Source organism: Paenibacillus sp. J22R56 (genome assembly GCF_056269375.1).
Genome location: NZ_JBWDNV010000001.1, coordinates 41,261 through 67,849, shown reverse-complemented (window position 1 = coordinate 67,849; position 26,589 = coordinate 41,261). Strand labels below are relative to the sequence as shown.

The window sequence follows — 26,589 nt, the reverse complement described above, 5'->3', positions numbered from 1 at the left end:
GCTGGCAACAATAGAGATAAGCAGGTCGCTTGGCTTAAGAGCGATCTCGAGTATCTGTTGGTAGAAGGAGCCTAAGTCATGCATCAATCCCGCAAAGAACAAGGTATGGAGCGATCCTCAAGAAGGCTTCTCCATACGGATCGCCGTGAAGCGCTCCTGATGTCCAGGCTAGAAGAGCAGGTGGAAACGGCAGAGGAATTCCTCGCTTTCCCTTCGAACCGGCGTGAGCCTGGGGGACGTTAGGAAAGCGGTTATGCAGAAGCTGTTCCATTTGGAACAGCTTTTTGTATGCAAAGACGAATGTTCGTAAATGAACCGCTTTCTATTTTGTAATATTACTGTAATCAGATTATAACGGTTTTTTAACATCGCTATCCTATAATAAATCTCGACCCCCTTTTTAAAAATATAATTTATGGACCTGCAACGATGGCTGCAGGTTTTTTTTTGTCCAAATAGAGCTATACTAAAGAAATGAGATCGACTATTGACTTTCCTTGTCGTCACATATAAAATTAAAATTCAATATACAAAATTTGATTCGTTGATGGAACACAGTAATCCTGTGCACGTACCCAGAGATAGACGCCAAGGCTGCAAGCGTCTTTATGGTGACAGGATGAACAGACCTTCCGGAGAACAGACGGTGAATGGATGATTAATCATCGCACTAGCCGACCTGCGTGTAACGGGCGTTAACCGTTAATGAGCGGACAATATGTCCGGAATATGGGTGGCACCACGGGAGATCAACAACTCTCGTCCCTAACGATTAGCCTTTAACGGCATGTCGTTAGGGGCGGGAGTTTTTTTGTTTTATCTAGGTTGGTTAGTGCGGTTAAGATTTATGCTTACGAAGTAAGAATTACCGGCAAGAACGCGATAATGCTTTATGCTTACGAAGTAAGAATTACCGCCAAGAACGCGTTAATTCTTTAAGCTTTATGCTTACGAAGTAAGAATTATCGCAAAAAGACACGATAATTCTTTGGAGGAGGGGTTAAAATGGCTTTCCAGAAACCACCGGGCACACAAGATATATTGCCTGGAGCAGTCGAACGTTGGCAGTATGCGGAGCAAAAAGCACGTGATATATGCCGACGCTTTAATTTCCGTGAAATTAGAACGCCGATCTTTGAATCCACAGAGCTGTTTCAACGTGGAGTTGGCGAGACAACGGATATCGTAGAGAAAGAAATGTACACCTTCACAGACCGCGGTAATCGCAGTATTACACTACGTCCTGAAGGTACAGCGGGTGTTGTCCGCTCTTATGTAGAGAACAAGTTGTACGGTGAGCCGGACGTATCTAAGCTTTATTATATCGGACCTATGTTCCGCTATGAGCGCCAGCAAGCCGGCCGTTATCGTCAGTTCCATCAATTCGGGATTGAAGCGCTTGGTTCTGTCGATCCCGCTATTGATGCTGAAGTGATTGCACTCGGTTATACCTTCTACACAGAGGTTGGGCTGAAGGGTGTGCGCGTCGACATTAACTCGGTAGGTACGCCGGAAGTGCGTGCAGCCTTCCGTGAGAAGCTGCTTGCTTTCCTTACGCCTAAGCGTGAGCTGCTCTGTAAGGACTGTCAGTCCCGTATGGAGCGTAATCCACTTCGGGTACTCGATTGCAAGGTAGACCAAGCACACTTTGAAGGCGCGCCTTCGATTCTGGACAGCCTGGATGAGGAATGTAATACCCACTTTGACAAAGTAAAAACGTATTTGTCTGATATGGGCATTCCATTCTCCATTAATCCAAGACTTGTTCGTGGTCTGGATTATTACACCCATACCGCTTTCGAATACAAAGCGGAAGGGATTGGCGCGATCGATACAATCGGTGGCGGCGGCCGCTATAACGGCCTTGTATCCGAAATCGGAGGACCGGATCAGCCGGGCGTTGGCCTAGGTCTTGGTCTGGAGCGGACGATTATGCTGCTCGAACATCAACAAACGGAGCTTGCTAACGCACATCAGGTTGATGTGTATGTTGTGGCTTTGGGTGAAGCCGCTGAGCGGGAAGTGACAAGACTTGTCTACGAGCTTCGTACATCCGGCATTCGTGCGGAACGTGATTATTTGGGCCGTAAGATGAAAGCTCAGATGAAATCGGCTGACCGTTTGCAAGCACGCTTCACGGCTATTCTCGGTGATGATGAGCTGTCTCGCGGTGAAATCGCGCTGAAAGAAATGGCAACTGGTGAGCAGCGCTTTGTATCACTTGCAAGCCTGGCCTCCGAATTGAAATCTATCTAATTATAAAAGGGGAGTTACATCCATTATGATGCTGAAAACACATCAATGCGGTACATTAACAAAAGCCAACATTGGCGAAGAAGTAACACTGAACGGCTGGGTACAACGTCGTCGTGACCTTGGCGGTGTATTGTTCATCGACCTTCGCGACCGCACAGGTATTGTTCAAACCGTATTTAACCCTGATTTCTCCGGCGAAGCACTTGCGATCGCTGACCGCGCTCGTAACGAGTACGTTCTTGCTGTTAAAGGTACAGTTGTAGAGCGTGATGCTGAAACAGTTAACAAAAACCTGGCAACAGGCGAGATCGAGATCCGTGTGACGGAAATCGAAGTCATGAACGCAGCTAAGACGCCTCCATTCCCAATCGAAGACGGCGTTGAAGTAGACGAATCACTTCGTCTGAAATACCGTTACCTTGACCTGCGTCGTCCAGAAATGCAAAAAACGCTCTTGCTTCGTTCGAAAGCAGCAAAAATATTCCGTGACTTCCTTGATGGTGAAGGCTTTATCGATGTTGAAACACCAATCTTGACGAAAAGCACACCAGAAGGCGCTCGTGATTACCTGGTACCAAGCCGCGTTCACGAAGGTGAGTTCTTCGCATTGCCGCAATCGCCGCAAATCTTCAAGCAATTGCTGATGGTCGGCGGGATCGAACGTTACTACCAAATCGCACGCTGCTTCCGTGACGAAGACCTTCGTGCAGACCGTCAACCGGAATTCACGCAAGTCGACATCGAGACTTCGTTCTTGACTCAAGATCAACTGCTTGCCATGCTGGAGCAGCTTATTGTTCGCTTGTTCCGTGAAACAATCAATGTAGAAATCGAGCTTCCAATCCAACGTATCACTTATGCTGACGCAATGAACAAATACGGCTCTGACAAACCAGATCTTCGTTTCGGTATGGAAATTGAAGATATTACGGATATCGTTGCATCTAGCGATGTTAAAGTATTCGCAAGTGTTGCAGCTGGCGGCGGCGTAGTGAAGGCGTTCAACGCAAAAGGCTGCGGCCATTGGAGCCGTAAAGAGCTTGACGATCTGCAGCCGTTTGCTGCTCGTTATGGCGGTAAAGGCCTGGCTTGGATCACGGTTAAAGAAGGCGAGTGGAAAGGTCCAATCGTTAAATTCTTGAAGCCTGAAGAAATTGCAGCTCTGACTGAGCGCCTGAACGTTGAAGAAGGCGACTTGCTCACATTCTCTGCTGATAAGAGCAAAGTGGTTGCAGACGTGCTTGGCAACCTTCGTCTGAAAGTTGGCCGTGAGCTTGGTCTGATTGATGATTCAAAGTTCAAATTCGTATGGGTAGTTGACTTCCCTATGCTGGAGTGGGACGAAGAAGCGAAACGTTATGTAGCAGTGCATCATCCGTTCACACGTCCGAAAGACGAAGACCTGCACCTGTTCGATACAGATCCAGGCCAAATCCGTGCACAAGCATACGATATCGTTCTGAACGGCTACGAAGTAGGCGGCGGTTCGATGCGTATCTACAAACGTGATGTACAAGAGAAAATGTTCAAAGCTCTTGGCTTCTCGATGGAAGAAGCACATGAGAAGTTTGGCTTCCTGCTGGATGCATTTGACTATGGTACGCCTCCACATGGCGGTGTAGCATTTGGCTTTGACCGTCTCGTAATGCTGCTGACTGGCCGTACGAACCTGCGTGAAACGATTGCATTCCCGAAAACAGCAAGTGCAACCGACCTGCTGTGCGATGCACCATCCACAGTCGAGCTGTCGCAGCTTGAGCAGCTTCATATCCGTACTGTGCTGAAGCCGAAACCAGAAGCAGCTGCTGCTGGTAACAAGCAAGCTTAATTAGGGAGGCGGCGATAAACTATGCTGCATCAATTTTCTCGTACAGAGCTTGCGATCGGCCCGGAAGGGCTCGAAGCGATGAAAGGGAGTACCGTCGCCGTGCTTGGCATTGGCGGCGTAGGCTCCATCGCTGCTGAGGCGCTTGCCCGGACCGGCGTAGGACGCATCATCCTCATTGATAAGGATGTTGTAGATATTACGAATGTGAACCGCCAGATTCATGCGCTCATCACTACTGTTGGCGAGCCTAAAGCAGATCTGATGCGCGACCGGATTAAACTGATTAATCCGGATTGCGATGTCATCTCGCTGCGGATGTTTTATACAGAAGAGACGTATGAGCAGCTGTTTGCTTATCCGCTTGATTATGTTGTGGATGCATCAGATACGATTTCGTACAAAATCCATCTGATCAAGCAATGCCTGGAGCGGAAGATTCCGATTATCTCCAGCATGGGTGCAGCGAATAAGATGGATCCAACGAAGTTCGCTGTTGTGGACATCTCGAAGACGCATACGGATCCAATTGCACGCGTCGTACGTACGAAGCTGCGCAAGGAAGGCATCAAGAAGGGTGTGAAGGTTGTCTTCTCATCCGAACTGCCTAACAAGCCACGTGAGGACGTTACACAGCGCATCGTACCGGAGAACGCTCCGGAGATCCGTAAAGCGCAGCAACCGCCAGCCAGTAATGCATTTGTTCCGCCTGTGGCGGGACTGATTATGGTAAGCGTTGTGGTGAAGGATCTTTTGGCGTCGCATGATATTGTAGTGTAAGGGAGGGCCGTCCTTTGGGGCGGCCTTTTTTTGTTTTGTATTGGATGATGTCATTACAGGAAAGTATCCTCTTACGGCTGCTGTTGGAATCGTGATTTTTTGAATAATATTCTAATGTGAATTCACGATTCCAAAGGCAGCTGTCGCTCCTCCAGACGATACTTTCCTTCCAATCCTTAGCCCCATACATAACCCCAAATCAAGGCAAAGCCCAAAGATCCTTCTTGGTGGGGAAGCAGCAGAAAAAACCGCAAGCTGATATGGCGCTTGCGGTTTTGCTGTTTATGGGGAATTGCGGTGGACGGAAAAAGTTTTTAAATAATGAACGCTATCTTCTTTTATGAAGTTGCAGCCGGGAACAAGATGGTCTTTTTTTAGTCGGCTGGATAATTCGTGAAGGGTCCGAGTTAAGGATGATCTTTCGTGCTCGCTCATCTGGAACTCTACGCCGTACTGAAAAATACCGGACTCTAATTCTTTTAACCAAACGACTTTACCGTACAATCGAATGGTTCGATGCATGATCTGTGTCTCTAATTCTAGGAGTATGCCAGGGTGGACGGCAAGCTGGATGGAAGATAAGAATCTTAATCCTCCAGCGCCTATATTCTCAATGACGATTTCCGTTTTTCCAAGCTCAATACGTTTTCCGTTTATCATGATTACGGTCATTAATGCGCTTAGAGGGTAATGAAAATTCACTCTATAATATTGTCGTCTATTTTCAAAATCTGCAGCAACATCGTTATTTACGATAGGTATATGACCTTGCTTTAAAATTTCAGCAAACTCTGCCGCCTGGACAGGCTTACTGAATAAGTAACCTTGTACAACATCACATTGTAATTGTTTAAGAAGATATAGCTGTTCCTCTGTTTCAACGCCTTCCGCAATAACCGACATATTCATATGCTGGGCTAACTGAATGATCATATGGATAATCGCGTTGTCATCATTGCCTGGATGCATGTCGTGAATGAAGGACTTATCGATTTTCAGTGTGTTAATTTTTTGTCTAAATCTTTTCAAATAAGAGAGGGAGGAATAACCTGTGCCAAAATCATCAAGAGAGATTTTAACACCAAGTTTATTAAGAGCATCAAGTGTTGTCATAACCGCATCTTCGTTCTCCAATAGGGAACTTTCCGTTATTTCTACTTCTAAATATTGAGGATCCAAGCCAGTTTCACGAAGAACAAGTTGAATGGAATCGACCATATCCTTAAATAAAAAGCGTTTGACTGTTACATTAATCGAGATCGGAATAGCCGGTAGTCCGGCTTGCTGCCACTCTTTATTTTGCTGGCATGCCGTCAGCTTCACCCAACTGCTAAGTGCTGCACTTAATCCTGTTTCCTCTGATAAAGGAATAAATTCATTAGGAGAGACGAGCCCCCATTCGGGATGATTCCACCTGACCAAGGCCTCAGCACCAACAATCTCCCCAGAATACACATTTACCTTGGGCTGATAGTAGAGCTCTAGTTCATTACGCTGAATCGCCTTACGGAGATCTCTCTCTAAGGTGAATATTTTGTATGTCTGTATATTCATCGATGACGTAAAGATTTGAACATTGTTTTTGCCCAGATCTTTAGCGCGATAAAGCGCCGAATCCGCATTTTTCATCAGGGTCAGGCTATCATCCCCATCGTTAGGGTATACACCGATACCGATACTAGTTGTAATGTAAAGCTCATACTCATCGATCTTGAGTGGTTCCTTCATGGCTTCAATGATTCGTTTGGCAACCTCTATCGCATTGTTGTTATCCTCAATATGAGGGAGGATGATGGTGAACTCGTCACCGCCCATTCTTGCGACGATATCTTTGTCTCTGACATGCTGCTGTAAACGATGGGAGATAGCGACTAACAGCTGATCTCCGACAACATGACCTAATGAATCATTTATGTATTTAAATCGGTCCATATCCAGATACATGACAGCGAATTTTGTATGTGCGGACTTGGCTGTTTGAAGCGTTTCTTTAAGCATCTCTTCAAATTTTCTTCGATTAGGGAGCCGAGTTAAGGCATCGTGATAGGCTAGAAAAGCATTCATTTCTTCAGCTTTTTTTCGCTCGGTTACATCAAGTAATGTACCTATTATGGCAGACGTGCCTTGATAGAAAATGGGATTGGAGTACAGCTCAACATCGATAACTTCTCCATCCATCTTCACTATTCGCATAAAATGATGAATGGCTTCATTTTCGTTTATTATTTTTTGAATATTTTGTTCAACGATTTCTTTGTCGTCAGGATGAATGACACTCAGAACATCCATTCCGATAATAGCCTCTTTGTACCCGAGCAAATCAATAAGATGAGGATTAGCATAGGCGATGAGATGGTTCTGAACGATGTACACGCCTACAATTGATTTCTCCACCAGACTGCGGTATTTTGATTCTGCTTCAACCAGAGCATGCTCAGCCTGTTTTTTTGTGGTTATATCTTTTGCAATGGAATAGACACCGACCGTAAGGTTATCAATCATAATAGGGAGCTTTGTGATACTCAAATAGACGAAATGACCAAGCTTATGCTGACAAATGAGTTCATAGTTTTGAACTTCGCCAAGTACGGTTTGATTGAAATGATAATGGGCTTTATCCAGATCCTGTTTGGAAATGAGCTGCTCATAATGCGAGTCCACTAATTCATCCCGGGTATAGCCTAATATTCTCTCCAGTGCCGAATTGCAATCGATAATATTGCCATGCAAATCAAAGTAGGAGATCACATCAGGGTTTTGTTCAAAGAGTGACTTATATCTTTGTTGGTTAATATGAAGTAACCGCCTGTTTCTTGTCTCGTCGGATATGTCATGGCTTATTCCAATGATGCCTGTAATTTTCTCATGCATGAAGATGGGGAATAAGGTAGTGATCACATCAATGCTTTGACCGTTTTTATGTACAATAGAGATTGGGAAAGATAGAGTTTCACCTGCAAGGACTCTTTGATTATAGGCAGCAGCTTGATCGAGCTCTTCGGGCTTAATAAATTGACTAAAATGGGTATGTTCGTGCTTCTCATAGCCAGTCAGGGTGACAGCCGCATCATTCACATCGAGGATGTTACCCTGCAAATCAATAATAAATGCTGCGCTGAACATATTTTTTAACAACGATATATAACGCTGCTCGATTAATTTGATGTCCGAGAGGTTCTTAGCAATGGCATAGAAACCGTCATTTGTATCGAAATTCCTTCTTGGAAAAGCGGTCAAGGTTAACTCAATGAAATGGCCTGATCTGTGAAGAACACAGATTTCGAAGATTTGAATTTCACCATTTAATAATTTATTAAAATGTTCTCTAGCTCTTTGCCTTTGGTTGTCAGGTAAAAGGGAAGCATAGGTTAATAGCTTGAACTCATCAAGGGAGTAACCTAATGTATTCGTGAATGCCTGATTAGCCTCAATCAGTCGTCCATTACGATCGAACAATAGGAAAATGTCTGATTGATGATCAAATAAGGATGTATTAAACAAATCGGAAATGACCGGTGCTTGATTTTTACTTTTCTTCAAGAAATCCAATTTAAATAAACTCATGTGAATACCTCGCTTACCCACAACTATGATGTTGAATCATTATATCAAAATTTTGCATTTTTTTGTTAGATTGCTATGTGAAGTCATTAATGGAGGGGACTTCTATATTAGCCTTGTTAAATGGAAAAACCCGCAAGCGGACATAGGATGTCACTTGCGAGTTGGTATAAGGTTATATGACTATTTGGCCGTCTGTTTAGGCTCGACGAGATCTTTGAGCTCAGAGATGAGTACATCGAGCTGGGCGTAACCTTCGACGAGATGGCTGATCTTGACGTCCTGATTTTCCATGCTGGCACATACCTCTTCGACCGAGGCCATATTCTGCTCGGTAATAGCAGCCATTCCAGTCATCTCATCCGAGATAGAAGAGTATTGCTCATACAGCTGCTTGGAAGAGTTGCCGACCGTATCGGATTGCTGCTTCACTTGCTCGGTATTGCCGTTAATTCGTTTAATGATACTTTCAACCTTCTGTGATGCCTGATAGCTTGTATCTACGGCTTGCTGGCCTAGATGGACCTGCTCGCTTACAGCTGAGATAGAAGTATGGATGGTACCAAGGATGCTTGTAATCTCGCCTGCTGCAAGGCTTGCGTTATCCGCGAGCTTACGGACTTCGCCGGCTACAACCGCGAAGCCACGGCCATGCTCGCCGGCTCTTGCAGCCTCAATCGCTGCATTAAGGGATAGGAGATTTGTCTGCTCGGATATTTCCCTAATCGAACCAACAATCGAGCTTACTTTCTCATTCTGATCGATTAATTGCTCCATTAAAGCTACGGTTTGCGAAATAATCGCTTGAACACTATGTACATCTGTCGTTAAGGTTTGGATCAAATCATTACCTTCTACGGTCAGCACAGCCGTATCAGCAGAGTATTGCTGTAATTGTGCGGAACCTTCACGAAGCTGGGAAACGGCTGTTTCAATTGTATGAGCGGAGTCGCTCACGTTTAGAACCATACTGGTTTGTTTCTCTATGGAAGCGGACATTTCAGCAAAGGTAGTTGTGACTTCACGCGAGATCTGGCCGGTGGATTCAACGGTACCTTTTTGCTCGCTGCTGAATTCACCAAGAATGAGAATCATCGACTTCAGCTTCTCAACAACCTTATCTGTTAGCTCCTTAGATTCGAGAGCATCACGTCGTTCGGCCGTAACATCTGCCTGCAGGCTTTGGCTGAATTTGGCGGAGAAAGAAAGAGCGACGGTAGCAAAGATCAGATATAAGAACAAGTACAACAAGGAATCATTCGGGAAAAGCTGCTTCTGGAGATCAGGGTCCAGGAAAATATAAGTGCTGACACCCATACTTAGAACACCGGTAAAGATGATAGGCTTATAGTCGGCGTATAAGGTCATTACAGCAATATTAACGTAGACTAGGAAATAGGTACTTATAATCGGATGCGGATCGGATACAATCAGCAGCACGGTTAATGCGGTTAGAATGATAGGTACGACATACATAATGTATTCAACCAAAATCTTTTTGTAGGTCATGAAGGTAGCGAGGCCGCAGCTGATTAAACCAACGATAGCAAGGAGCAATATCATGTCTGTTCCAAGTCCTGCTCCTAAATCGGCGAGTAGACCAAGCGCAAGCAGTCCCCATAATATTTTTACAAATAATCGATTCCTTTTGTCGAGCACGATCTGATCTCTGGTCATATGCTTGATCTCTACCTTTACTTATTGGTTTTATAATGCAGGCATGGCTCTGTTATCAGAGCTGTTCTGATAGGTCAGCCAATCGTATTGCTTTTTATTTCGGTAGATGTGCTCCATATCGAATAGGACAGGAATAACATCATCCCCTTTGTAAAATTGCTTGCCGCCTACCTTCTCCATTGGAATATGGAACGTAATACGAAGGGCACGGTAAAAGACAGGCTCCAAGAGTGAGATAAAATAACGGAAATTATACTTCTCGGCACAATAAACGGCTGATGATAATAAATCCGAGATTGGCTGTTGTCCCCGAAAATGTTGTAAAATAGCGATTTTATCGATTTCCGCTACGCGGGTAGGATCGTCGATAATTTTAGGATGATGGCGGAAAGGAGCGATGGATTCGATCTCGTTATGTCCAAGCAGGTATGGCTTGATCTCCGAAGTTCCGACATATTCTCCATCATCGGACACAGCAAGAAACCTTTCGACTACCTGATTGGTATACTCGAGTTCATAGCCTTTCTCTTCCCATACAGATACCCAAATGCTGTTGAACATCGCTAATTCCCACTCGCTCTTCACAGATTTGAACAAAATACAACTCTCCTTATCCCTTTCTCTGTCTAATGTTTTTTTATATATTTATAAGTTCCCTCTCCATGCTTGTAATTCGTTATATACGGTATTACAAAGGAAAAATATTCCTAGCACTTTATATCGGCAGTTTATTGGTAAATTATTATAGTAATACGTACGAAATAACTATATTTTTTATATGTTAATATGGCAACAGTCCCATTTGCGTATGGTGGCGAACGTATGTGCGAGTATGCTATCATCGTAGTAATGTAGTTAAAAAGGTTGTGACGACGAATGGACTTATTTTCTTATCAAGAAGCGGAGACGCCTCGGGCAAGATTGCTTGCCGACCGGATGCGGCCAGAGACGCTGGATGATTATATTGGGCAAGAACATATTGTAGGAGCGGGCAAGCTGCTGCGAAGAGCGATTGAGGGGGACCAAGTATCGTCGATCTTGCTGTACGGCCCTCCAGGCTGCGGGAAGACGACGCTTGCGAATATCATCTCGAAGCGTACGGCAGGAGAGTTCGTAAAGCTGAACGCGGTTGACGCCTCGGTAAAAGATGTACGTGAAGTTATTGAGTCAGCCAAGACGAATAAGTTGATGTATGGGAAAAAAACGATTCTATTTCTCGATGAAGTTCATCGATTTAATACTTCAAGGCAAGATGCTCTTCTGCCAGCGGTAGAGCAGGGCATTATTATTTTTATCGGAGCAACAACGGAAAATCCGTTCCATCATGTGAATGGAGCACTCCTGTCTCGTTCTACCTTGTTCCAATTGGAACCTCTGAACGAAAAGCATGCTTTAGAGGCCATGAAGCGGGCACTTACAGACAAAAGCCGCGGTCTAGGCTTTATGACGCTGCACGCGGAGGAAGAGGCGCTTGAACATATCGCTTCTATGGCAGGCGGCGACATTCGTCGTGCGCTAAATGCGCTTGAGCTTGCAGCTGTCACGACACCCTCTGAGCCGGATGGTTCAGTCCGGATAACGATGGAAGTTGCACAGGAATCGATCAGGAAACCAACCGTCCGTGCGGACATGTCTACGCAATATGATGTTCTGTCCGCTTTCCATAAGAGCATTCGTGGCTCAAGCGACGCTGCTTTGTTCTGGTTCATGTATGCGGTAGAGAAGCTAGGGATGGATCCGATGACCTTCTTGCGCAGGCTTATTGTGGCTTGCAGCGAAGATATCGGCCTTGCTAATCCGCAGGCAATGGTGCAGGCGGTGACGGCGATGGATGCTTATCATAAGATTGGCTGGCCAGAGGCCAAATATAATATCTCACAGGCCATCTTGTTTGCCGTCGAAAGTCCGAAGTCTAATGCGGCAGCAATAGCAATCGGCAAAGCAATGGCGGCCATAGAAGGAGCAGGCAATGCAGAGGTACCGCTTCATCTGCGTGATACGCATTACAAAGGTGCTCAGCAGCTTGGTCATGAAGGGTACAAGTACCCGCATGATTACCCGGACCATTATGTGAAGCAGCAGTATTTGCCGGACACAGTAGAGGGCATAACCATTTACAAAGCGACCGAGCAGGGGATGGAGGGCAAGATCCGCCAGAATCAGGAGCTTCGGAAGCGCCAGAAAAAATAACAAAGAGGACCTCCGCTTATTGAGAGGTCCTCTTTGTTGACTTAGAGCGTAATTTGAATGCTTACTATTTCATTCTCATATTTAAACTGAATTTCCCCGTGATACTTATTTACCGTTCTTCTAATAATCATAAGGCCATGTCCGCGGAGTGCATCCGGATTTTCTTTGGACGTATATCCGTCTTTGTGGAACAGACATTTTTGCTGCTTCGACGTCAGCACAGCGGGATTGTACACGGTAAATACATATTGCGAGCCTTCCGTCTTGGCCGTAACATGGATCTTCCTAGCCTGTTCTCCTGAATAGGCTTCAGTTGCTTCTATCGCGTTATCCAACAGGTTGGACAAAATTTTCACCAGATCCATCGACTCGATTCGGCTGTACTCTTCGGGTTCAGTATCGAAATGAAGTTCGATACCTTTGGATTGCGCCAGCTCCCACTTACTCTGGAACAGAATCAGGACTACCGGATTATTAATCCTGAGGGATAACTCCAGGGCTCTAGATTCTGCTGCCAATTCCTTGAGATAGTCTGCTGCTCTGTCGTATTTCTTCAGTGTTAACAAGCCGTGAAGCACTTGGAAATGATTCATCAGATCATGCCTACTCGACTTGATGGAGCTCATTACCTTGCTCATCTCTGACATATACACGAATTCTGATTCATGCAGTTCCTGTTTCACGCTGTTTTTATGCCATTTTCTTAAGGTGAAAAAGACGAGCAGCAGTATGACAGCAAATAAGATATCTATTGTGAATATAACCTTGTTGCTGTTTATAACTTCTTCACTGATGGATTCCAACTGGCTGGCATCAATATCAATGGCCAGAACTCCAAGCTGTTTGCCTGAGTCATAGTAGAGCGGAACACCAACCGATAGATATACCCCATGAGACGCGTCTTTTATGATGTCTGTATAATAGACACGTCCTTCTTTGGCCTGCTGTACTTGTTTGGGAGGGACAGTACAAGGTAATCCAATAGTAAACGAACCTGTATCCTCGGGAGTTGCTGCCGCCATTACTTTGGCCACATCACTGTTATCTAATAACAATGTATAGACATATAAAGCGTTGATCCGTTTGCGGTTTCTTTCGAGATACTGATTTATATTTTCAAAATTAGAGTCTTCTTGTTTCTTCTCTAGAAACTTCTCATAAGTATCCGTATCCAATCCCTTGGCAATCGTATTAGCAATCGCGATATATTGTTTAGCTAATGTAGTCTGAGTTGCCTTTTCCGTTGAATAATAAGATAAAGCGAGCTTCGCGCCTGTTAATATGGCTATTATAATAAAGGAAGTAATCAAAAATATAATTTGCCTTCGAGAATTCATTTCAATAGTCCTTTTCAGAGATAGTTTACGCTTCATGAATTTACATATTTTTCATTTATGGAACAGTTAAATCTTCATTATTCATGAAATAAGTATATACATCAACCCTTAATTTCTAGAAAAAATATAGAACGAGAAAAAAGGACTCCGCAATGGAAGTCCTTTTTCTTGTTCATTCTTTTTTTTCTTTTTTCAAAAGTGAATAGCGGCAGGGTAAAGGTATATCTCCTGGAAGAGCGCAGCGCCCAGATGTAAGGAGATATACCTGTCCATGACGTAGGCTTCACTGCCTCGCATCATGGTTTTCCGTAGCCGTTACTTCGCTTTCTTCCGCCCGTGGGGCACAATCATAGGCGTCCCATACAAAGGATCCTGTATCACATCACATTTCAAATGGAACACCTCTTCAATCATCGAAGCATCTACAATATCCGAAGGCGCTCCTTGCGCGTAGATAGCACCATTTTTTACAGCTGCAATATGATCGGCATAACGGCAGGCTAGGTTGATATCATGCAGTACCATAACGATCGTCCGCCCTTCCTGCTCATTCATCTCCTGCAGGAGGTCCAGAACCTCGATCTGATGCGTAAGATCCAAGTAGGTCGTTGGCTCATCGAGTAAAATAATGCCCGTCTGCTGCGCGAGTGTCATCGCGATCCACGCCCGCTGGCGCTGGCCGCCTGACAGGGAGGAGACAGAGCGTTCTGCAAGCTCTTCAATCCCTGTTGCACGCAAGGCGGATTGCACGGCTTCTTCATCCTCCTTCGACCATTGCTGCAGCCAGCTTTGATAAGGATAACGTCCCTGCTTGACGAGCTGGAGTACGGTTAAGCCTTCCGGTGCGATAGGACCTTGCGGCAGCAGGGATAACTGCTTAGCAGCCGTTTTGGCTGGAATCGTTGATAAGTCTTTACTGTTTAGGGTCACTTCGCCATTGGTTGGTTTGAGTAATTTGGATAAAGCACGAAGCAGTGTCGATTTGCCGCAGCCATTACTTCCAATCAGAACGGTAATTTTCCCATCGGGAATTGCTATATTTAAATTTTCGAAAATGTTTGTTCCACCATAAGAAAGGGCGATGCCTTTCGCTTCAAGCATGCTCATGGTTGTCTTCCTCCAGCTTATTTATTGGTTGCGATGGCGGTATAACATATATAAAAAGAATGGTGCACCGATGGCTGCAGTGAATACGCCAGCCGGAATATCGAGTGGAGCAAATACGGTCCGCGCCACCAAATCGGATACGAGCAAGATAACGGCGCCAATTAAGGCACTAACCGGTAGTAACCCGCCAAAGGAAGAGCCAACAAGCTTCCGTGCCATATGCGGAGCCATAAGCCCTATGAAAGCAATCGCACCGCCAATAGCGATAGCTGCTCCTGCAAGAGATACGCTTAGCAGGAGTAAAATAAGCCGGTGCTTTTGAACATTCGCCCCAGCGCTTCCAGCGACATCGTCCCCAAGTGCTTGCACATTAACATGGCGGGCCATCAGCCAGGTTGCAGGGAGTAATACGATCAGCCAAGGGAGTAAGGTGTATACATCCTTTTCCCAAGAGGAGCCGTAGATGCTTCCCGTCATAAAGGTCATCGCCCGGTTCGCCAGAAAATAAGGGCTTGCGATAATAAACATATAGGAGATGGATTTAAAGGCAGCGGATAATCCGGTACCGATGAGAACCATCCTGAGCGGCGATGCGCCGTTCTTCCATGATAATAAATAAAGAATAGCCGTAACAGCATACGCGCCAAGAATGGCAGCAACAGGCATCCAATGGACGGAGACTTGACCGCCTAGGAAAAAGAGAAACAGCACGGTGCCAAGAGAAGCACCTTCCGTAATTCCCGTTACATCCGGCGAGGCCAGGGGATTACGGATCAGTCCTTGAAGGACAGCACCTGCAGAAGCTAAGGCAGCGCCAACAAGCAAAGCAATGACAATACGCGGAAGACGCAGTTTTAACACGATGACATCGTGCATAGCACTGCCTTTGCCAATGATTGATTTAATAACATCTAATGGAGCGATGAACTGGCTGCCGACCCCCGTGCTGAGAATAGCGCCTGCTATACAAAGCAAGAGCAGAATAAGAGCGGTCCACAAGGTTTTATGTTCCAGAAGATAGGATAGCTTAGGCTTGTCCCATCGGAAAGTTTTATATTTGCTCATGTTGTCTGTCTTCCTTTCCGCGCGATATAGACGAAGAAAGGTACTCCGATGACGGCTGTCATAACCCCGACCGGAACCTCTCTAGGCATGGCGATGTAACGGGAACCGATATCTGCCGCTACAAGCAATACTCCTCCAAGCACCGCGCTATATGGAATGACCCAACGATAATCCGCACCAACCAAATAACGGACGATATGAGGAATAATGATACCCACGAAAGCAATTGGACCAGCAACGGCAACCGAAGCTCCTGCAAGCAGAATAACGGCAATAGAAGCCATCCATTTGACATAAGCCGTACGTTGACCTAATGTTTGGGCGATATCATCTCCCATTCCAAGGACATTCAGATGGCGGGAGAGTGCCAGCGCGATGACAAGTCCTACTGCCATGTAAGGCAATACACTAACAAGCATATGCATGTCACGTCCTGCGACAGAGCCAACGAGCCAGACAAGCACCTGGTCGAACATTTTGCCGCTGGAGAGCATAAAGCCTTGCGTTAAAGAAGCAAAAAAAGCAGCAATGGAAGCGCCGGCTAGCGTAATTTTGATAGGTGTCATGCCGTCCCGTCCCATACTGCCAAGTACAAATACGATTGCTCCGCTGATGGCTGCGCCAAGCAAGGCTATAAGGGTTAGTGGCTGCATAGCGTTTATCCCCAGCCAGCCGGAAGCAACAACAACCATAAACGATGCTCCTGAGTTGACGCCAAATACACTTGGAGAAGCGATCGGATTGCGGGTAACAACCTGCATGAGAGCACCAGCAACGGCGAGACTGGCCCCAGCAGCCGCTGCAATAAGTGCGCGTGGAACTCTTGCCGTATGAATGATCAATTGTTCTTGTATAGAAGATTGATAATGGAAGATGGAGTCGAATACAGTTGTAATCGGAATATCAGTGACGCCGAATGCGATACTGCAAATAATGGCTGCACCAAGCAGCAGAAGGGATAGGAATAAACCTGTTAGTCTCATAGCTGTATGCAAACTCCTTTTTCACGGATAACGGCTAACTAATAATATGTACCTAGTGAAGTTTAATAGAGTGGTTAGGTCATGTCAATGAATATGAGAATCGTTCTCAAAATTTTCATTGACTATAGCATCATTTTCTTTTATAGTGTTGCAAGTGAGTAAGTGAGAAATATTATCAACGGGAGGCACTACACTTATGTTTAAGACTAGAAAGAAAACAATCTGGCTGGCGCTCTGTACGATTATTATTGCAGTACTGGCCGCAGGCTGTGGCTCTAATTCTAATAATAATGCCGGTTCTGAAGCTTCAAATAATAAGTCTGGTGCTAATGCAGAACAACCAGCTTCGAATGAAACTCGTGTTGTTAAACATGCAATGGGCGAGACCGAAATTAAAGGTACACCACAGCGTGTAGTTGTCCTTACAAACGAAGGCACTGAAGCGGTACTAGCCCTTGGCGTGAAGCCAGTTGGCGCAGTTAAATCCTTTACAGGTAATCCATGGTATGACCATATCGCAGCGGATATGGAAGGTGTTGAGATTGTTGGCGAAGAAGGACAGCCGAACCTGGAGTTGATTGCAGGCCTCCAGCCGGATCTTATTATCGCAAATAAAATGAGACATGAAGAAATTTATGAGCAGCTGAAAGCTATTGCACCAACGGTCGAAGCGGAAACACTACGCGGCGCATGGAAGGATAATTTCAAGCTTTATGCTGAAGCACTTGGTAAAACAGAAGAAGGCAACAAACTGATCGCTGATTTTGATGCACGTATTGAAGATTTTAAAGCACAAGCTGGAGATAAATTGAAGGAAACGGTATCCTTCGTTCGCTTTATGGGCGGTAAAACACGGGTTTATCACACAGATACATTCTCGGGTGTTATCGCAGGCCAAATCGGACTTACTCGTAACGAGATGACACTAAATGCGAAAGAACAATTTGCTGATGAAATTACGAAGGAACGCCTGCCAGAAGCTGATGCAGACCGTATCTTCTACTTCACTTATGATACTGGTGACGGCAAAGGCACAGCACAAGAGCAAGAGTGGACAAATGATCCGATCTGGAAAGGTCTAAGCGCGGTAAAAGAAGGCCATATCTACCGTGTGGACGATGCGATCTGGAATACAGCTGGGGGTATTAAAGCAGCTAACCTGATGCTTGATCAGCTTGCTGAAATTTACGGAATCAAGCTTACGAAGTAATAGACTTAAAGGTAAGCTACACATAAGAAAAAGAAGCTCCTAAACCACTAATATAGTGGAATAGGAGCTTCTTTTTTATGACTTCACTTCAGTCTCATCCTTGAATACTGAACATAAGAGCAAAGTAGCCAAATATCGAAGTTAGCAGTCCCATTGCGAATGCGGGATACACTTTGTTATCCCTGTACATCCGAATGAGGCCCACCATCATGATGATAGCGGCGGCGAGCATAAGAATACTATCGAGGCCGATCGAAAGCTTTAACGTCAAATCAGGGCTGAAGTGTCCATTGTAGATGGTCGTAAACAGCTTTGATGGAGAGACCGATTGCAGCGTTTCCTTCACATTATGCGGAGGAGTCTGCTGACCTAATGCACCCGTAACGATAAACAGCAGCATGGCGATGATGCTTTCAGCTTTCAGCCAAGGCTTGGGATTAAAGCTGCTATCCTCATTAAGCTTTTTCCGGTAACCAAAGCCGTTTGTATAAGCAAATAACAATAGTGGTGCGATTAGCAAATGTTTAAGCAGCAGCATCTGTCCGTATGGCAGCATCCAAGAGTTGACATACTGCGGTGTTGTAAAAGTCATCAACGTGATGCCTGCGATAAACGTAATAAGCATGCAGCCTATCGCGAGCGGAGAGAACCAGCCTAGGAAAGCATCCCAATTGCGGCTGTCCTTTGAGAACCAGCTTACGGCCAATAATACGCCAATCCATGCTGTAACAGCAAGGAAATGGGCAGAGTGTACTAGCCAGCCCTTTGTGCCATAAAGCGATGTAGCGTGGCTGGCATAGCCAAGCCATAAGATGAGGAGGAACATAATGAACAAGCCGACCTTCGGCATATGTTTATCGTCACGGAAGGAACGAAGGCCAAGCAGGAAGGCTAAGCCAATCGATGCGACTGTCGACCAGATCCACGCTTTGCCATTGTTCAGCTCTAGCAGGATGTTTTTTACCATTTCTCCATAAGGGATCTCCACATCTTTGGCAAACAATACGGCAGATTGATGGATCGGAACGAATTCCAGAATCGGAATGGCAATTATACAAGCAAGCAGCAATCCGGACGGAACTTGAACAAGCGGACGTCTATGCTCAGGAATAACTCGTAAAATAAATGTTCCAGTCAGAATGGCGAAGCAGACGTACAGAAGAGCCTCGCTAACATAACTCATTTGCGGCGCCTGCGGATCAAGATGAATACGGCTGCAACAACAACGACTCCAGCAATAATCCAAATAGCAGGATTTGAATCGCTATTCTTGCTGGCTGTATCATCTTCCGCCGTTGCAGAAGGAGCGGGGTCTTCCGATACAGTTGGTGATGCTGATGCATTCTCGTCAGGTGCTGTAGTCTCATCGGCCGCAGGTGATGGCGATTCTGTCACCGCCGGTGTCGCTTCTGGTGTAGGAGAAGGTGTTGCTTCAAGCGCATTAACGGTAAAAGCATATTCACCATCAACCGCATGGCCGTCAGCACCAATAATGGTCCATTTAACCGTATAAGCGCCATTTTTTAACGGTTCGGCAACGCTGCTGCTCATTGTTGCCTCGTTAACTGTAATATCCCCTGTCTTCACTTGCTCGCCAGTCTCATTGACGAGTTTGAATTTACTCAAGTTTTCAATATTCGTGTTAAAAGTCATGGAAATTTCAGTTGGAGAAGCTGTAACGGTCGCATCCTTTGCAGGCGTTGATTCACTGATTCTCGAGTGAGCCATAGCGACGCTTGGCAGAAGGAATAGGGCAGCTAAACAGATTAGTAGAATTCGTTTCATTATGTAGATCACCCTCATTTATTGGATTAATTGATGTCATTATAACAGATCGTCTGCAGCTTGCGGCTTTGCCTTTTTGAACAATATGAGAAGCTCTAATCTGATTAATTCTGCATAATGAGACATTCAATCCGAATAGACTGAATTACCGCAGCCTAAAGATTACAATATTTAAAGCAGCGGCTTGGATTAACCTGTAGTAGAAGTTAATTTCCTTTTCGAAGGAGGTGCGCCTGTCGTTGTGCAAGGCAAGACCGCACGGCTGGCAGGGGACATTATTGAGTGATCCGCTTCCGTTAATGCTGCAACTGGCGCTTATTTTGTTTTTGGTGCTCATGAATGGTCTGTTTGTTGCGGCGGAATTCGCCATGGTGAAGGTTCGAGGAACTCGAATCGAAACGCTGGCTGCAGAAGGCCACCTGCGGGCGAAGCTTGCTTCACACCTGACGGGCAATCTCGATGCTTATTTATCGGCATGCCAACTGGGAATTACTCTGGCCTCGCTTGGTTTGGGCTGGATTGGCGAGCCTGTGGTCAAAAGGTTAATTGAACCTTGGTTTCTTGCGCTTGGCTTTGGCAGCCCGGTATGGATCCATTCTATTTCCTTCGTTATTGCCTTCGTTTTTATCACGATTCTCCATATCGTCCTCGGTGAACTCGCTCCTAAAACAATCGCCATCCGTAAAGCGGAGGCGGTTACCTTGCTGACAGCAGCGCCTCTCGTTATGTTCCGCAAACTCATGTATCCCTTCATATGGGTATTAAACGGTCTTGCCAATCAACTGTTGAAGCGGTTCGGCATTGAACCGGCATCCGAGCAGCATTTGGCTCATACGGAACAGGAGATCCGTATATTGATGAAAGAGAGCCACAAGAATGGACTGATCAATAATACAGAGCTGACGTTGGTTGATAATATTTTCGAATTTGCCGAGACCAATGCCCGAGAAATCATGATTCCGCGTACAGAGATGGTCTGTTTATATGTGAATTTGACCTTGGATGAGAACAAAGATATTGCGCTTAATGAAATGCATACGAGATATCCGGTTTGTGATAATGATAAGGATAATATTATCGGTTTCGTTCATATAAAAGATTTACTCAAGGATACGATGCATAGTCTTACGGATATCCGGCAAATTACTCGCCCGATCACAACCGTTCCGGATTCCATGCAGATCAGTAATCTGCTTATTCTTATGCAGAAGAAAAAAGCACAAATTGCTATCCTTATCGACGAATACGGAGGAACATCCGGTCTTGTGACACTCGAGGATATTATGGAGGAGATTGTAGGCGAGATCCAGGATGAGTTTGATGAAGAACGTGCAGAGATCGAGAAGCGGGATGAGACAACTTATTCGATAAGTGGCATGGTGCTGATTGAGGAAGTAAACAGCTACTTCGGGCTTGATATTGAAAGCGATAATTATGATACGATAGGCGGATGGATTTATTCACAGATTGAGATTCCTCCAAAGAATCAGCAGCGGATTGAGTATGGGGAAGGGTACGTCTTCATCATTGAGGAGACGGATCATCTGCGAATTTCCCGTGTTATCGTACAAAAGATAAATTTGCAAGTACAGCCCGAACAGGGAAAAGAAACACGGACGGCAGGTACTGGCTCGATGTCTGCTGGTCGGCAGCATAAAACATAAATAAATCCCCTTGCGTTTGGCGCAAGGGGATTTATTGTTTTTATTTCGCTAAAGCTTCAAAGGCTGCTTCATCAATCTTGTGGACGATATCGATCGTACCACCACCGAGACAAAGCTCTCCGTCATACAAAACAACTGCTTGACCAGGTGTAATCGCCTTTTGAGGTTTGTCGAAGACGATATCAGCTGTACCATCAGCATGGAGGGTAACACTTACGCCTTGATCCGGCTGGCGATAACGGAATTTCGCTGTACAGCGGAAGGTTGCATCCGGCTTGCCAGGAGCAATCCAGTTAATTCCGCTTGCTGTAAGTCCAGTCGAGTACATGCTTGGATGCGACTCGCCTTGCACGACATACAGAATATTACGCTCCAGATCCTTGTCTGTTACGAACCATGGTTCACCATTGCCGGAGCCGCCAATACCAAGTCCTTGACGCTGGCCAAGTGTGTAATACATTAAGCCATCATGGCGGCCTTTTACTTCACCGCTCCGGATGTCGACCATATCACCTGGACGTGCAGGTAAATAGTTGCTGAGGAATTCCTTGAAATTACGCTCACCGATAAAGCAGACACCAGTACTGTCTTTCTTCTTAGCGGTATAAAGACCAGCTTCCTCGGCGATTCGGCGAACTTCCGGCTTCGGAAGATGCCCAATCGGGAACATTGCTTTCTCAAGCTGCTTTTGATTCAAAGCACTTAAGAAATAGGTTTGATCTTTATTGCTGTCCACACCGCGCAGAAGTTTAGTCTCGCCGTCTGGTGTACGTTCAACACGGGCATAATGGCCGGTTGCAAGGTAATCTGCGCCAAGCTCATTTGCTTTCTTGAGGAAATCGCCGAATTTAATTTCCCGGTTGCACATGACATCCGGATTAGGTGTCCGGCCGCGCTTGTATTCGTCGAGGAAATAAGTAAACACTTTATCGAAATATTGTTTTTCGAAGTTTACCGTATAATAAGGGATGCCGATCTGATCACAAACCCGGCGTACATCCTCAGCGTCCTCTTCCGCTGTACAATGCCCGAATTCATCGGTATCATCCCAGTTTTTCATAAATATGCCAACCACATCATAGCCTTGCTGCTTCAGCAGCAGAGCCGTAACGGAGGAATCAACTCCGCCGGACATTCCGACTACAACGCGAGTTTCTTGAATTGATTTGACCATTTGCATGCACCGCCTTGTTCTTCACGCTTCTAAAATGAAAGGGCAATTGCCCTCGTAAATACTTCGTACTATTGTAACATAGACATAAAACTTTTTCATGAGAAGTCAATCCTTTTCTCGCAAGTCGCAATATGATGTGTTAACATAGATATAATATGGGAATACCCGTAATTAAACAAACGATATACTACACATACGTACAATCGAATGGAACAACTAACAATAGAGAGGTGCCCGAATATGAAAATATCGACGAAAGGCCGTTATGGCCTAACCATTATGATGGAGCTTGCCGGGAAATTTGGCGAAGGCCCGATTTCACTCAAGAGTATTGCCGAACGCAATCAACTGTCCGAGCACTACTTGGAGCAATTGGTTGCACCGCTTCGTAATGCTGGACTTGTTAAAAGTATTCGCGGCGCTTACGGCGGCTATATTTTATCCAAAGAGCCGGAAACCATTACTGCCGGCGACGTGATTCGTATATTGGAAGGTCCAATCTCTCCGGTTGATTTCACGGAAGAGGATGATCCGGCTAAACGTGATTTGTGGCTCCGGATTCGTGATAGTATCGCAAGTGTGCTTGATTCAACAACGCTCGCTGATCTGGTGACTTATCAGGCTGCAAGTGTTGACGACAGTTATATGTTCTATATTTAATGAGGGATTCGTATGCAAAAATATTATTTTGACCATGCAGCTACAACGCCGATGCATCCAGATGTGGCGGCAGCCATGCTAGAAGTGATGACGGGTGCCGGCGGCAACCCGTCTAGTATGCATGCCTTTGGGCGTGAGGCTAAGCATAAGGTGAATCGGGCTCGTGATGGGATCGCAGCTGCACTTGGCTGCAAGCCATCCGAGATTGTCTTCACCTCTGGCGGTACGGAAAGTGATAATGCAGCTATTATCGGTGTAGCAGCGGCGATGAAGAAAAAGGGCAAAAATCATATCATCACATCTAAAGCCGAGCATCATGCCGTGCTTCATACTTGTGAAGCGTTAGCCGAAGCGGGTTATGAAGTTACGTATCTTCCAGTAGACCACACCGGTCGCGTTTCTGTTGAAGAAGTGGCTGCAGCTATTAGACCTCATACAGCACTAATCAGTATCATGCATGGCAACAATGAAGTAGGCACACTGCAGCCAATCGAAGAAATTGGTGCAATTGCTCATGACCATGGCGTGTTGTTTCATGTAGATGCCGTGCAGGCTTTTGGTACGGCTCAATACCGGTTATATGAGATGCCGGTTGATTTGATGAGCTTTTCCGCACATAAGATTAACGGTCCTCAAGGCGTAGGGGCTTTATATATCGCTAATGGAACGCCATTTGAGCCAATTGCACACGGAGGATCACAAGAGCGAAAGCGGAGAGCAGGGACAGAGAACGTCGCTGGCATCATCGGTTTCGCTAAAGCTGTTGAAATTTGTGTGAACAATCGTGAAAACAAGCAACTTTTGTTGGACAAGCTGCGTAAAGAGTGGGTAGAACAGCTTAAGAATAGGCTTAAAGGAACAGAAATCGTTGTGAACGGGAATGCCGAACATCATTTGCCGCAAATTGTGAATATCAGTTTTATGGGGATCGATACCGAAACGATGCTAATGAACCTCGACATGGAAGGGATTGCTTCATCCAGTGGTTCTGCTTGTACGTCGGGTTCATTGGAACGATCGCATGTGCTGAAGGCAATGGCTCTCTCGGAAGAACGTTTGAATTCTGCTGTACGATTCAGCTTCGGTTTGGGGAATACTGTGGAGGAACTGGAAGACGCTGCACGTAAAATCGCGACAATCGTGGAGCGTATCCGTACCAACCAATAGGGGGCCCTTGAAGCGCCATGATCAAACTCCAGCAATTAATCGGACTGCCAGTGCTTGTTATTCATTCCGGCAAACATGTCGGCAACGTAAAAGACGCTTGGTTCGATGAACATTGGCGATTGATTGGTCTGATCGTAGAGAGCGCAAAATGGTTTTCGTCATCTGTGAAAATCGTGGAGTGGGCAGAAGTATTAACCTGCGGCGAGGATGCCGTATTTATCTCCAGAGAATCTGCTATTCAATCGGTTAAACCCGTGCAGATTGGGAGATCTTTTGACACCGGTGTGGTCAAACTGAAGGAATTGCCGGTCGTTACTGTGCAAGGAATACAGCTTGGTCGAGTATCGGATGTTTATTTTTACCCATTTCAGGGTACACAAATAGTAGGCTATGAGCTTACGGATGGTTTTATATCGGATCTGATGGAAGGGCGAAAATGGCTCAAAGCCCCGGAGGATCCGGATGCCGTGCTGCTCGGGGAAGACGCGATTATCGTTCCTGCTGTCAGTGAAGCGGAATTGGAGCCTGTCGCAGCTTCCAATTCGACATATAGGGAGAAATGAAAGATGATGAGATGTCCCAATTGCAATTCGAAGGATATAGGAAAGATCGGTTCCCATCAGTTTTACTGCTGGGGCTGCTTTATAGAGCTGACAGTGAACGGTGAGAAGATGTCGGTCTATCAAGTAGAAGAGGACGGAACACTTAGTTCGCTCGACGATTTATTCTTCGAAGAAGAAATGCCGCAAATTCAAATTAATTAGCGGCTTCATAACGTTATTACTTCAGGACGGCGTATGCCGTCCTTTTTGCCGTGTTTCTTTCATTCATGGATGAAATGGACCGCTTGTACATATACTTAAGCAGATTGTTCTGGTTAACAATGGCTTATGGTAATGAAACAAGCGGGGGTGAAGACGGTGGAACGGTTAATGAAGAGCCGTCTGTTTGTATGGCTGGTCTATATCATTATGGGGCTCTTAGCTTTGTACTTACTGCTGCTTGTGAAGCCGATTTTCATGCATTTGTATGCGTTTCTTAAGGCGATACTTGCACCATTCATTATTGCTATGATTGTTTCTTATGTCCTCAATCCGATCGTTACTTTATTACATGAACGCAAAGTGCCGCGAACGGCTGCGGTGTTGCTTATCTATGCGGTATTTTGTGCGGCGCTTGCCGTTATCCTGGTCAATCTGATTCCGATGTTCAAAGAACAGATGGATCAGTTGAACCGTCATGTTCCTGACCTGACCATTCGAGCAGAGAGTCTTGTTACCGATTTGAATAATTCTTTTCTGCCGGACAGTATCCGGGAAGGATTAAATAAGTCTATCTTCCAGATGGAGAAGAAGCTCTCGGAGACCGTAACGCATTTCATTAACAACATCGGATCTGTTGTGAATGCGGTGTTTATTGCCTTTATCATTCCATTCCTTGCATTCTATATCTTGAAGGACTTTGATCTGTTCGAACGGACGGTCATTACCTATGTGCCAAAGTCTCACAGGAAGCATACGGTTAGGCTTCTCAAGGATATTGACTCAGCGCTGGGAAGTTACATTCGAGGACAATTTATCGTCTGTATTATTGTTGGTATTCTCGCTTATATCGGCTACATCATCATTGGTGTTCCGTATCCATTGCTGCTTGCCAGTGTTGTTGCCATTACCAACATTATCCCGTATCTTGGTCCTTTCTTTGGCGCTGCACCGGCTCTGCTAGTAGCCTCAACCATTTCACTGAAAATGGTGCTGCTTGTGGCGATCGTCAATATGTCGTGCCAAGTCCTTGAAGGTAATGTCGTCTCTCCGCAGGTTGTTGGCCGAACGCTACATATTCATCCTCTGGCCATTATATTTGCGCTGCTCGTAGGCGGAGAAGTAGCTGGTATTGTAGGTATGATTCTGGCGGTTCCGATCTTCGCTGCACTAAAAGTCATCGTTCAGCATATTTTTGCATATTACGTCAGGCGAAAGACCATTTGACAGACAACCCTTTGACCGATATACTTTAGACAGTTGCAGCAACTATTACATGTAAAGCGTTGATGGAAGGAAGTAAGCCATAGCCCGTCAATCAGAGAGAGAGCTTCTTCGCCTTAAGCAGGCGTTGGGTGTAAAGGCTCTTAGGACGAAGAATGGCCGA

The 26,589-nt window shown here is 45.5% G+C and carries 22 protein-coding genes; 12 read left to right on the top strand and 10 right to left on the bottom strand.

Annotated features, from left to right (window positions below):
- The first annotated feature begins 78 nt into the window (after nucleotides 1–78).
- From AC0YNT_RS00275 to AC0YNT_RS00260, 4 genes are all read left to right on the top strand, one after another.
- On the top strand, nucleotides 79–243 hold the full coding sequence (locus AC0YNT_RS00275; protein WP_475802837.1) for a hypothetical protein: 165 nt from the start codon (nucleotides 79–81) through the stop codon (nucleotides 241–243).
- A gap of 762 nt (nucleotides 244–1,005) precedes the next feature.
- A complete protein-coding gene (gene hisS / locus AC0YNT_RS00270; protein WP_475802836.1) occupies nucleotides 1,006–2,256 on the top strand; it encodes a histidine--tRNA ligase in 1,251 nt (416 codons plus the stop codon).
- Nucleotides 2,257–2,281: 25 nt separating this feature from the next.
- On the top strand, nucleotides 2,282–4,084 hold the full coding sequence (aspS, locus tag AC0YNT_RS00265; protein ID WP_475802835.1) for an aspartate--tRNA ligase: 1,803 nt from the start codon (nucleotides 2,282–2,284) through the stop codon (nucleotides 4,082–4,084).
- A 21-nt stretch (nucleotides 4,085–4,105) separates the two neighbouring features.
- Entirely contained in the window at nucleotides 4,106–4,861 is a 756-nt protein-coding gene (locus AC0YNT_RS00260) for a tRNA threonylcarbamoyladenosine dehydratase (RefSeq protein WP_167280135.1), read from the top strand.
- 282 nt (nucleotides 4,862–5,143) lie between these two features.
- Here the strand turns inward: AC0YNT_RS00260 and AC0YNT_RS00255 are convergent, their stop codons facing one another.
- The 3 genes from AC0YNT_RS00255 to AC0YNT_RS00245 all read right to left on the bottom strand — a co-directional run bounded on the left by AC0YNT_RS00255 (nucleotide 5,144) and on the right by AC0YNT_RS00245 (nucleotide 10,696).
- The gene (locus tag AC0YNT_RS00255; protein WP_475802834.1) at nucleotides 5,144–8,425 is read right to left on the bottom strand and encodes an EAL domain-containing protein; all 3,282 of its coding nucleotides are present in this window, start codon (nucleotides 8,423–8,425) and stop codon (nucleotides 5,144–5,146) included.
- A 180-nt stretch (nucleotides 8,426–8,605) separates the two neighbouring features.
- The gene (locus AC0YNT_RS00250) at nucleotides 8,606–10,099 is read right to left on the bottom strand and encodes a methyl-accepting chemotaxis protein (RefSeq protein WP_475802833.1); all 1,494 of its coding nucleotides are present in this window, start codon (nucleotides 10,097–10,099) and stop codon (nucleotides 8,606–8,608) included.
- Nucleotides 10,100–10,129: 30 nt separating this feature from the next.
- A complete protein-coding gene (locus tag AC0YNT_RS00245) occupies nucleotides 10,130–10,696 on the bottom strand; it encodes a GNAT family N-acetyltransferase (protein ID WP_475802832.1) in 567 nt (188 codons plus the stop codon).
- A gap of 279 nt (nucleotides 10,697–10,975) precedes the next feature.
- Here AC0YNT_RS00245 and AC0YNT_RS00240 point away from each other — a divergent pair, with 279 nt between their 5' ends.
- Nucleotides 10,976–12,289, top strand: coding sequence for a replication-associated recombination protein A (locus AC0YNT_RS00240; RefSeq protein WP_475802831.1), 1,314 nt, complete (start codon nucleotides 10,976–10,978; stop codon nucleotides 12,287–12,289).
- 41 nt (nucleotides 12,290–12,330) lie between these two features.
- Here AC0YNT_RS00240 and AC0YNT_RS00235 read toward each other — a convergent pair whose 3' ends face one another.
- The 4 genes from AC0YNT_RS00235 to AC0YNT_RS00220 all read right to left on the bottom strand — a co-directional run bounded on the left by AC0YNT_RS00235 (nucleotide 12,331) and on the right by AC0YNT_RS00220 (nucleotide 16,781).
- Entirely contained in the window at nucleotides 12,331–13,626 is a 1,296-nt protein-coding gene (locus AC0YNT_RS00235; RefSeq protein ID WP_475802830.1) for a sensor histidine kinase, read from the bottom strand.
- Between the two features lie 315 nt (nucleotides 13,627–13,941).
- Nucleotides 13,942–14,733 carry an ABC transporter ATP-binding protein gene (locus tag AC0YNT_RS00230; protein WP_475802829.1) on the bottom strand — a complete coding sequence of 264 codons (792 nt, stop codon included), beginning with the start codon at nucleotides 14,731–14,733 and terminating at the stop codon, nucleotides 13,942–13,944.
- A 21-nt stretch (nucleotides 14,734–14,754) separates the two neighbouring features.
- Nucleotides 14,755–15,798 (bottom strand): FecCD family ABC transporter permease, encoded by a 1,044-nt coding sequence (locus AC0YNT_RS00225; RefSeq protein ID WP_167280128.1) that lies wholly within the window; start codon nucleotides 15,796–15,798, stop codon nucleotides 14,755–14,757.
- Nucleotides 15,795–16,781 carry a FecCD family ABC transporter permease gene (locus tag AC0YNT_RS00220; RefSeq protein WP_475802828.1) on the bottom strand — a complete coding sequence of 329 codons (987 nt, stop codon included), beginning with the start codon at nucleotides 16,779–16,781 and terminating at the stop codon, nucleotides 15,795–15,797. Before AC0YNT_RS00220 ends, AC0YNT_RS00225 begins: the two co-directional genes overlap by 4 nt.
- A gap of 196 nt (nucleotides 16,782–16,977) precedes the next feature.
- Here AC0YNT_RS00220 and AC0YNT_RS00215 point away from each other — a divergent pair, with 196 nt between their 5' ends.
- Complete coding sequence (locus AC0YNT_RS00215) at nucleotides 16,978–17,991, top strand: ABC transporter substrate-binding protein (RefSeq protein ID WP_475802827.1); 1,014 nt, start codon at nucleotides 16,978–16,980, stop codon at nucleotides 17,989–17,991.
- 94 nt (nucleotides 17,992–18,085) lie between these two features.
- Here AC0YNT_RS00215 and AC0YNT_RS00210 read toward each other — a convergent pair whose 3' ends face one another.
- Both AC0YNT_RS00210 and AC0YNT_RS00205 read right to left on the bottom strand, forming a co-directional pair.
- A complete protein-coding gene (locus tag AC0YNT_RS00210) occupies nucleotides 18,086–19,174 on the bottom strand; it encodes a copper resistance D family protein (RefSeq protein ID WP_475802826.1) in 1,089 nt (362 codons plus the stop codon).
- Complete coding sequence (locus tag AC0YNT_RS00205; RefSeq protein WP_475802825.1) at nucleotides 19,171–19,776, bottom strand: copper resistance CopC family protein; 606 nt, start codon at nucleotides 19,774–19,776, stop codon at nucleotides 19,171–19,173. The genes AC0YNT_RS00210 and AC0YNT_RS00205 overlap by 4 nt, the downstream gene beginning before the upstream one ends.
- Nucleotides 19,777–20,075: 299 nt before the next feature.
- Here AC0YNT_RS00205 and AC0YNT_RS00200 point away from each other — a divergent pair, with 299 nt between their 5' ends.
- The gene (locus AC0YNT_RS00200) at nucleotides 20,076–21,440 is read left to right on the top strand and encodes a hemolysin family protein (protein ID WP_475803394.1); all 1,365 of its coding nucleotides are present in this window, start codon (nucleotides 20,076–20,078) and stop codon (nucleotides 21,438–21,440) included.
- Nucleotides 21,441–21,480: 40 nt separating this feature from the next.
- Here AC0YNT_RS00200 and mnmA read toward each other — a convergent pair whose 3' ends face one another.
- The gene (gene mnmA / locus AC0YNT_RS00195) at nucleotides 21,481–22,614 is read right to left on the bottom strand and encodes a tRNA 2-thiouridine(34) synthase MnmA (RefSeq protein ID WP_475802824.1); all 1,134 of its coding nucleotides are present in this window, start codon (nucleotides 22,612–22,614) and stop codon (nucleotides 21,481–21,483) included.
- A 240-nt stretch (nucleotides 22,615–22,854) separates the two neighbouring features.
- Here mnmA and cymR point away from each other — a divergent pair, with 240 nt between their 5' ends.
- From cymR to AC0YNT_RS00170, 5 genes are all read left to right on the top strand, one after another.
- On the top strand, nucleotides 22,855–23,274 hold the full coding sequence (cymR, locus tag AC0YNT_RS00190; protein ID WP_167280122.1) for a cysteine metabolism transcriptional regulator CymR: 420 nt from the start codon (nucleotides 22,855–22,857) through the stop codon (nucleotides 23,272–23,274).
- A gap of 12 nt (nucleotides 23,275–23,286) precedes the next feature.
- Nucleotides 23,287–24,441 carry a cysteine desulfurase family protein gene (locus AC0YNT_RS00185; RefSeq protein ID WP_475802823.1) on the top strand — a complete coding sequence of 385 codons (1,155 nt, stop codon included), beginning with the start codon at nucleotides 23,287–23,289 and terminating at the stop codon, nucleotides 24,439–24,441.
- A gap of 17 nt (nucleotides 24,442–24,458) precedes the next feature.
- On the top strand, nucleotides 24,459–25,004 hold the full coding sequence (locus AC0YNT_RS00180; protein ID WP_167280120.1) for a PRC-barrel domain-containing protein: 546 nt from the start codon (nucleotides 24,459–24,461) through the stop codon (nucleotides 25,002–25,004).
- 3 nt (nucleotides 25,005–25,007) lie between these two features.
- A complete protein-coding gene (locus AC0YNT_RS00175; RefSeq protein ID WP_015845916.1) occupies nucleotides 25,008–25,205 on the top strand; it encodes a hypothetical protein in 198 nt (65 codons plus the stop codon).
- Nucleotides 25,206–25,361: 156 nt separating this feature from the next.
- Entirely contained in the window at nucleotides 25,362–26,429 is a 1,068-nt protein-coding gene (locus AC0YNT_RS00170) for an AI-2E family transporter (protein WP_167280119.1), read from the top strand.
- Nucleotides 26,430–26,589: the final 160 nt, after the last annotated feature.

Excerpts from the sequence above, each read along its gene's own strand:
- AC0YNT_RS00275 (WP_475802837.1), top strand. The coding sequence starts at position 79 with ATGCATCAATCCCGCAAAGAACAAGGTATGGAGCGATCCTCAAGAAGG.
- hisS (WP_475802836.1), top strand. The coding sequence starts at position 1,006 with ATGGCTTTCCAGAAACCACCGGGCACACAAGATATATTGCCTGGAGCA.
- aspS (WP_475802835.1), top strand. The coding sequence starts at position 2,282 with ATGATGCTGAAAACACATCAATGCGGTACATTAACAAAAGCCAACATT.
- AC0YNT_RS00260 (WP_167280135.1), top strand. The coding sequence starts at position 4,106 with ATGCTGCATCAATTTTCTCGTACAGAGCTTGCGATCGGCCCGGAAGGG.
- AC0YNT_RS00255 (WP_475802834.1), bottom strand. The coding sequence starts at position 8,425 with ATGAGTTTATTTAAATTGGATTTCTTGAAGAAAAGTAAAAATCAAGCA.
- AC0YNT_RS00250 (WP_475802833.1), bottom strand. The coding sequence starts at position 10,099 with ATGACCAGAGATCAGATCGTGCTCGACAAAAGGAATCGATTATTTGTA.
- AC0YNT_RS00240 (WP_475802831.1), top strand. The coding sequence starts at position 10,976 with ATGGACTTATTTTCTTATCAAGAAGCGGAGACGCCTCGGGCAAGATTG.
- AC0YNT_RS00235 (WP_475802830.1), bottom strand. The coding sequence starts at position 13,626 with ATGAATTCTCGAAGGCAAATTATATTTTTGATTACTTCCTTTATTATA.
- AC0YNT_RS00230 (WP_475802829.1), bottom strand. The coding sequence starts at position 14,733 with ATGAGCATGCTTGAAGCGAAAGGCATCGCCCTTTCTTATGGTGGAACA.
- AC0YNT_RS00225 (WP_167280128.1), bottom strand. The coding sequence starts at position 15,798 with ATGAGCAAATATAAAACTTTCCGATGGGACAAGCCTAAGCTATCCTAT.
- AC0YNT_RS00220 (WP_475802828.1), bottom strand. The coding sequence starts at position 16,781 with ATGAGACTAACAGGTTTATTCCTATCCCTTCTGCTGCTTGGTGCAGCC.
- AC0YNT_RS00215 (WP_475802827.1), top strand. The coding sequence starts at position 16,978 with ATGTTTAAGACTAGAAAGAAAACAATCTGGCTGGCGCTCTGTACGATT.
- AC0YNT_RS00210 (WP_475802826.1), bottom strand. The coding sequence starts at position 19,174 with ATGAGTTATGTTAGCGAGGCTCTTCTGTACGTCTGCTTCGCCATTCTG.
- AC0YNT_RS00205 (WP_475802825.1), bottom strand. The coding sequence starts at position 19,776 with ATGAAACGAATTCTACTAATCTGTTTAGCTGCCCTATTCCTTCTGCCA.
- AC0YNT_RS00200 (WP_475803394.1), top strand. The coding sequence starts at position 20,076 with ATGCTGCAACTGGCGCTTATTTTGTTTTTGGTGCTCATGAATGGTCTG.
- mnmA (WP_475802824.1), bottom strand. The coding sequence starts at position 22,614 with ATGGTCAAATCAATTCAAGAAACTCGCGTTGTAGTCGGAATGTCCGGC.
- cymR (WP_167280122.1), top strand. The coding sequence starts at position 22,855 with ATGAAAATATCGACGAAAGGCCGTTATGGCCTAACCATTATGATGGAG.
- AC0YNT_RS00185 (WP_475802823.1), top strand. The coding sequence starts at position 23,287 with ATGCAAAAATATTATTTTGACCATGCAGCTACAACGCCGATGCATCCA.
- AC0YNT_RS00180 (WP_167280120.1), top strand. The coding sequence starts at position 24,459 with ATGATCAAACTCCAGCAATTAATCGGACTGCCAGTGCTTGTTATTCAT.
- AC0YNT_RS00175 (WP_015845916.1), top strand. The coding sequence starts at position 25,008 with ATGATGAGATGTCCCAATTGCAATTCGAAGGATATAGGAAAGATCGGT.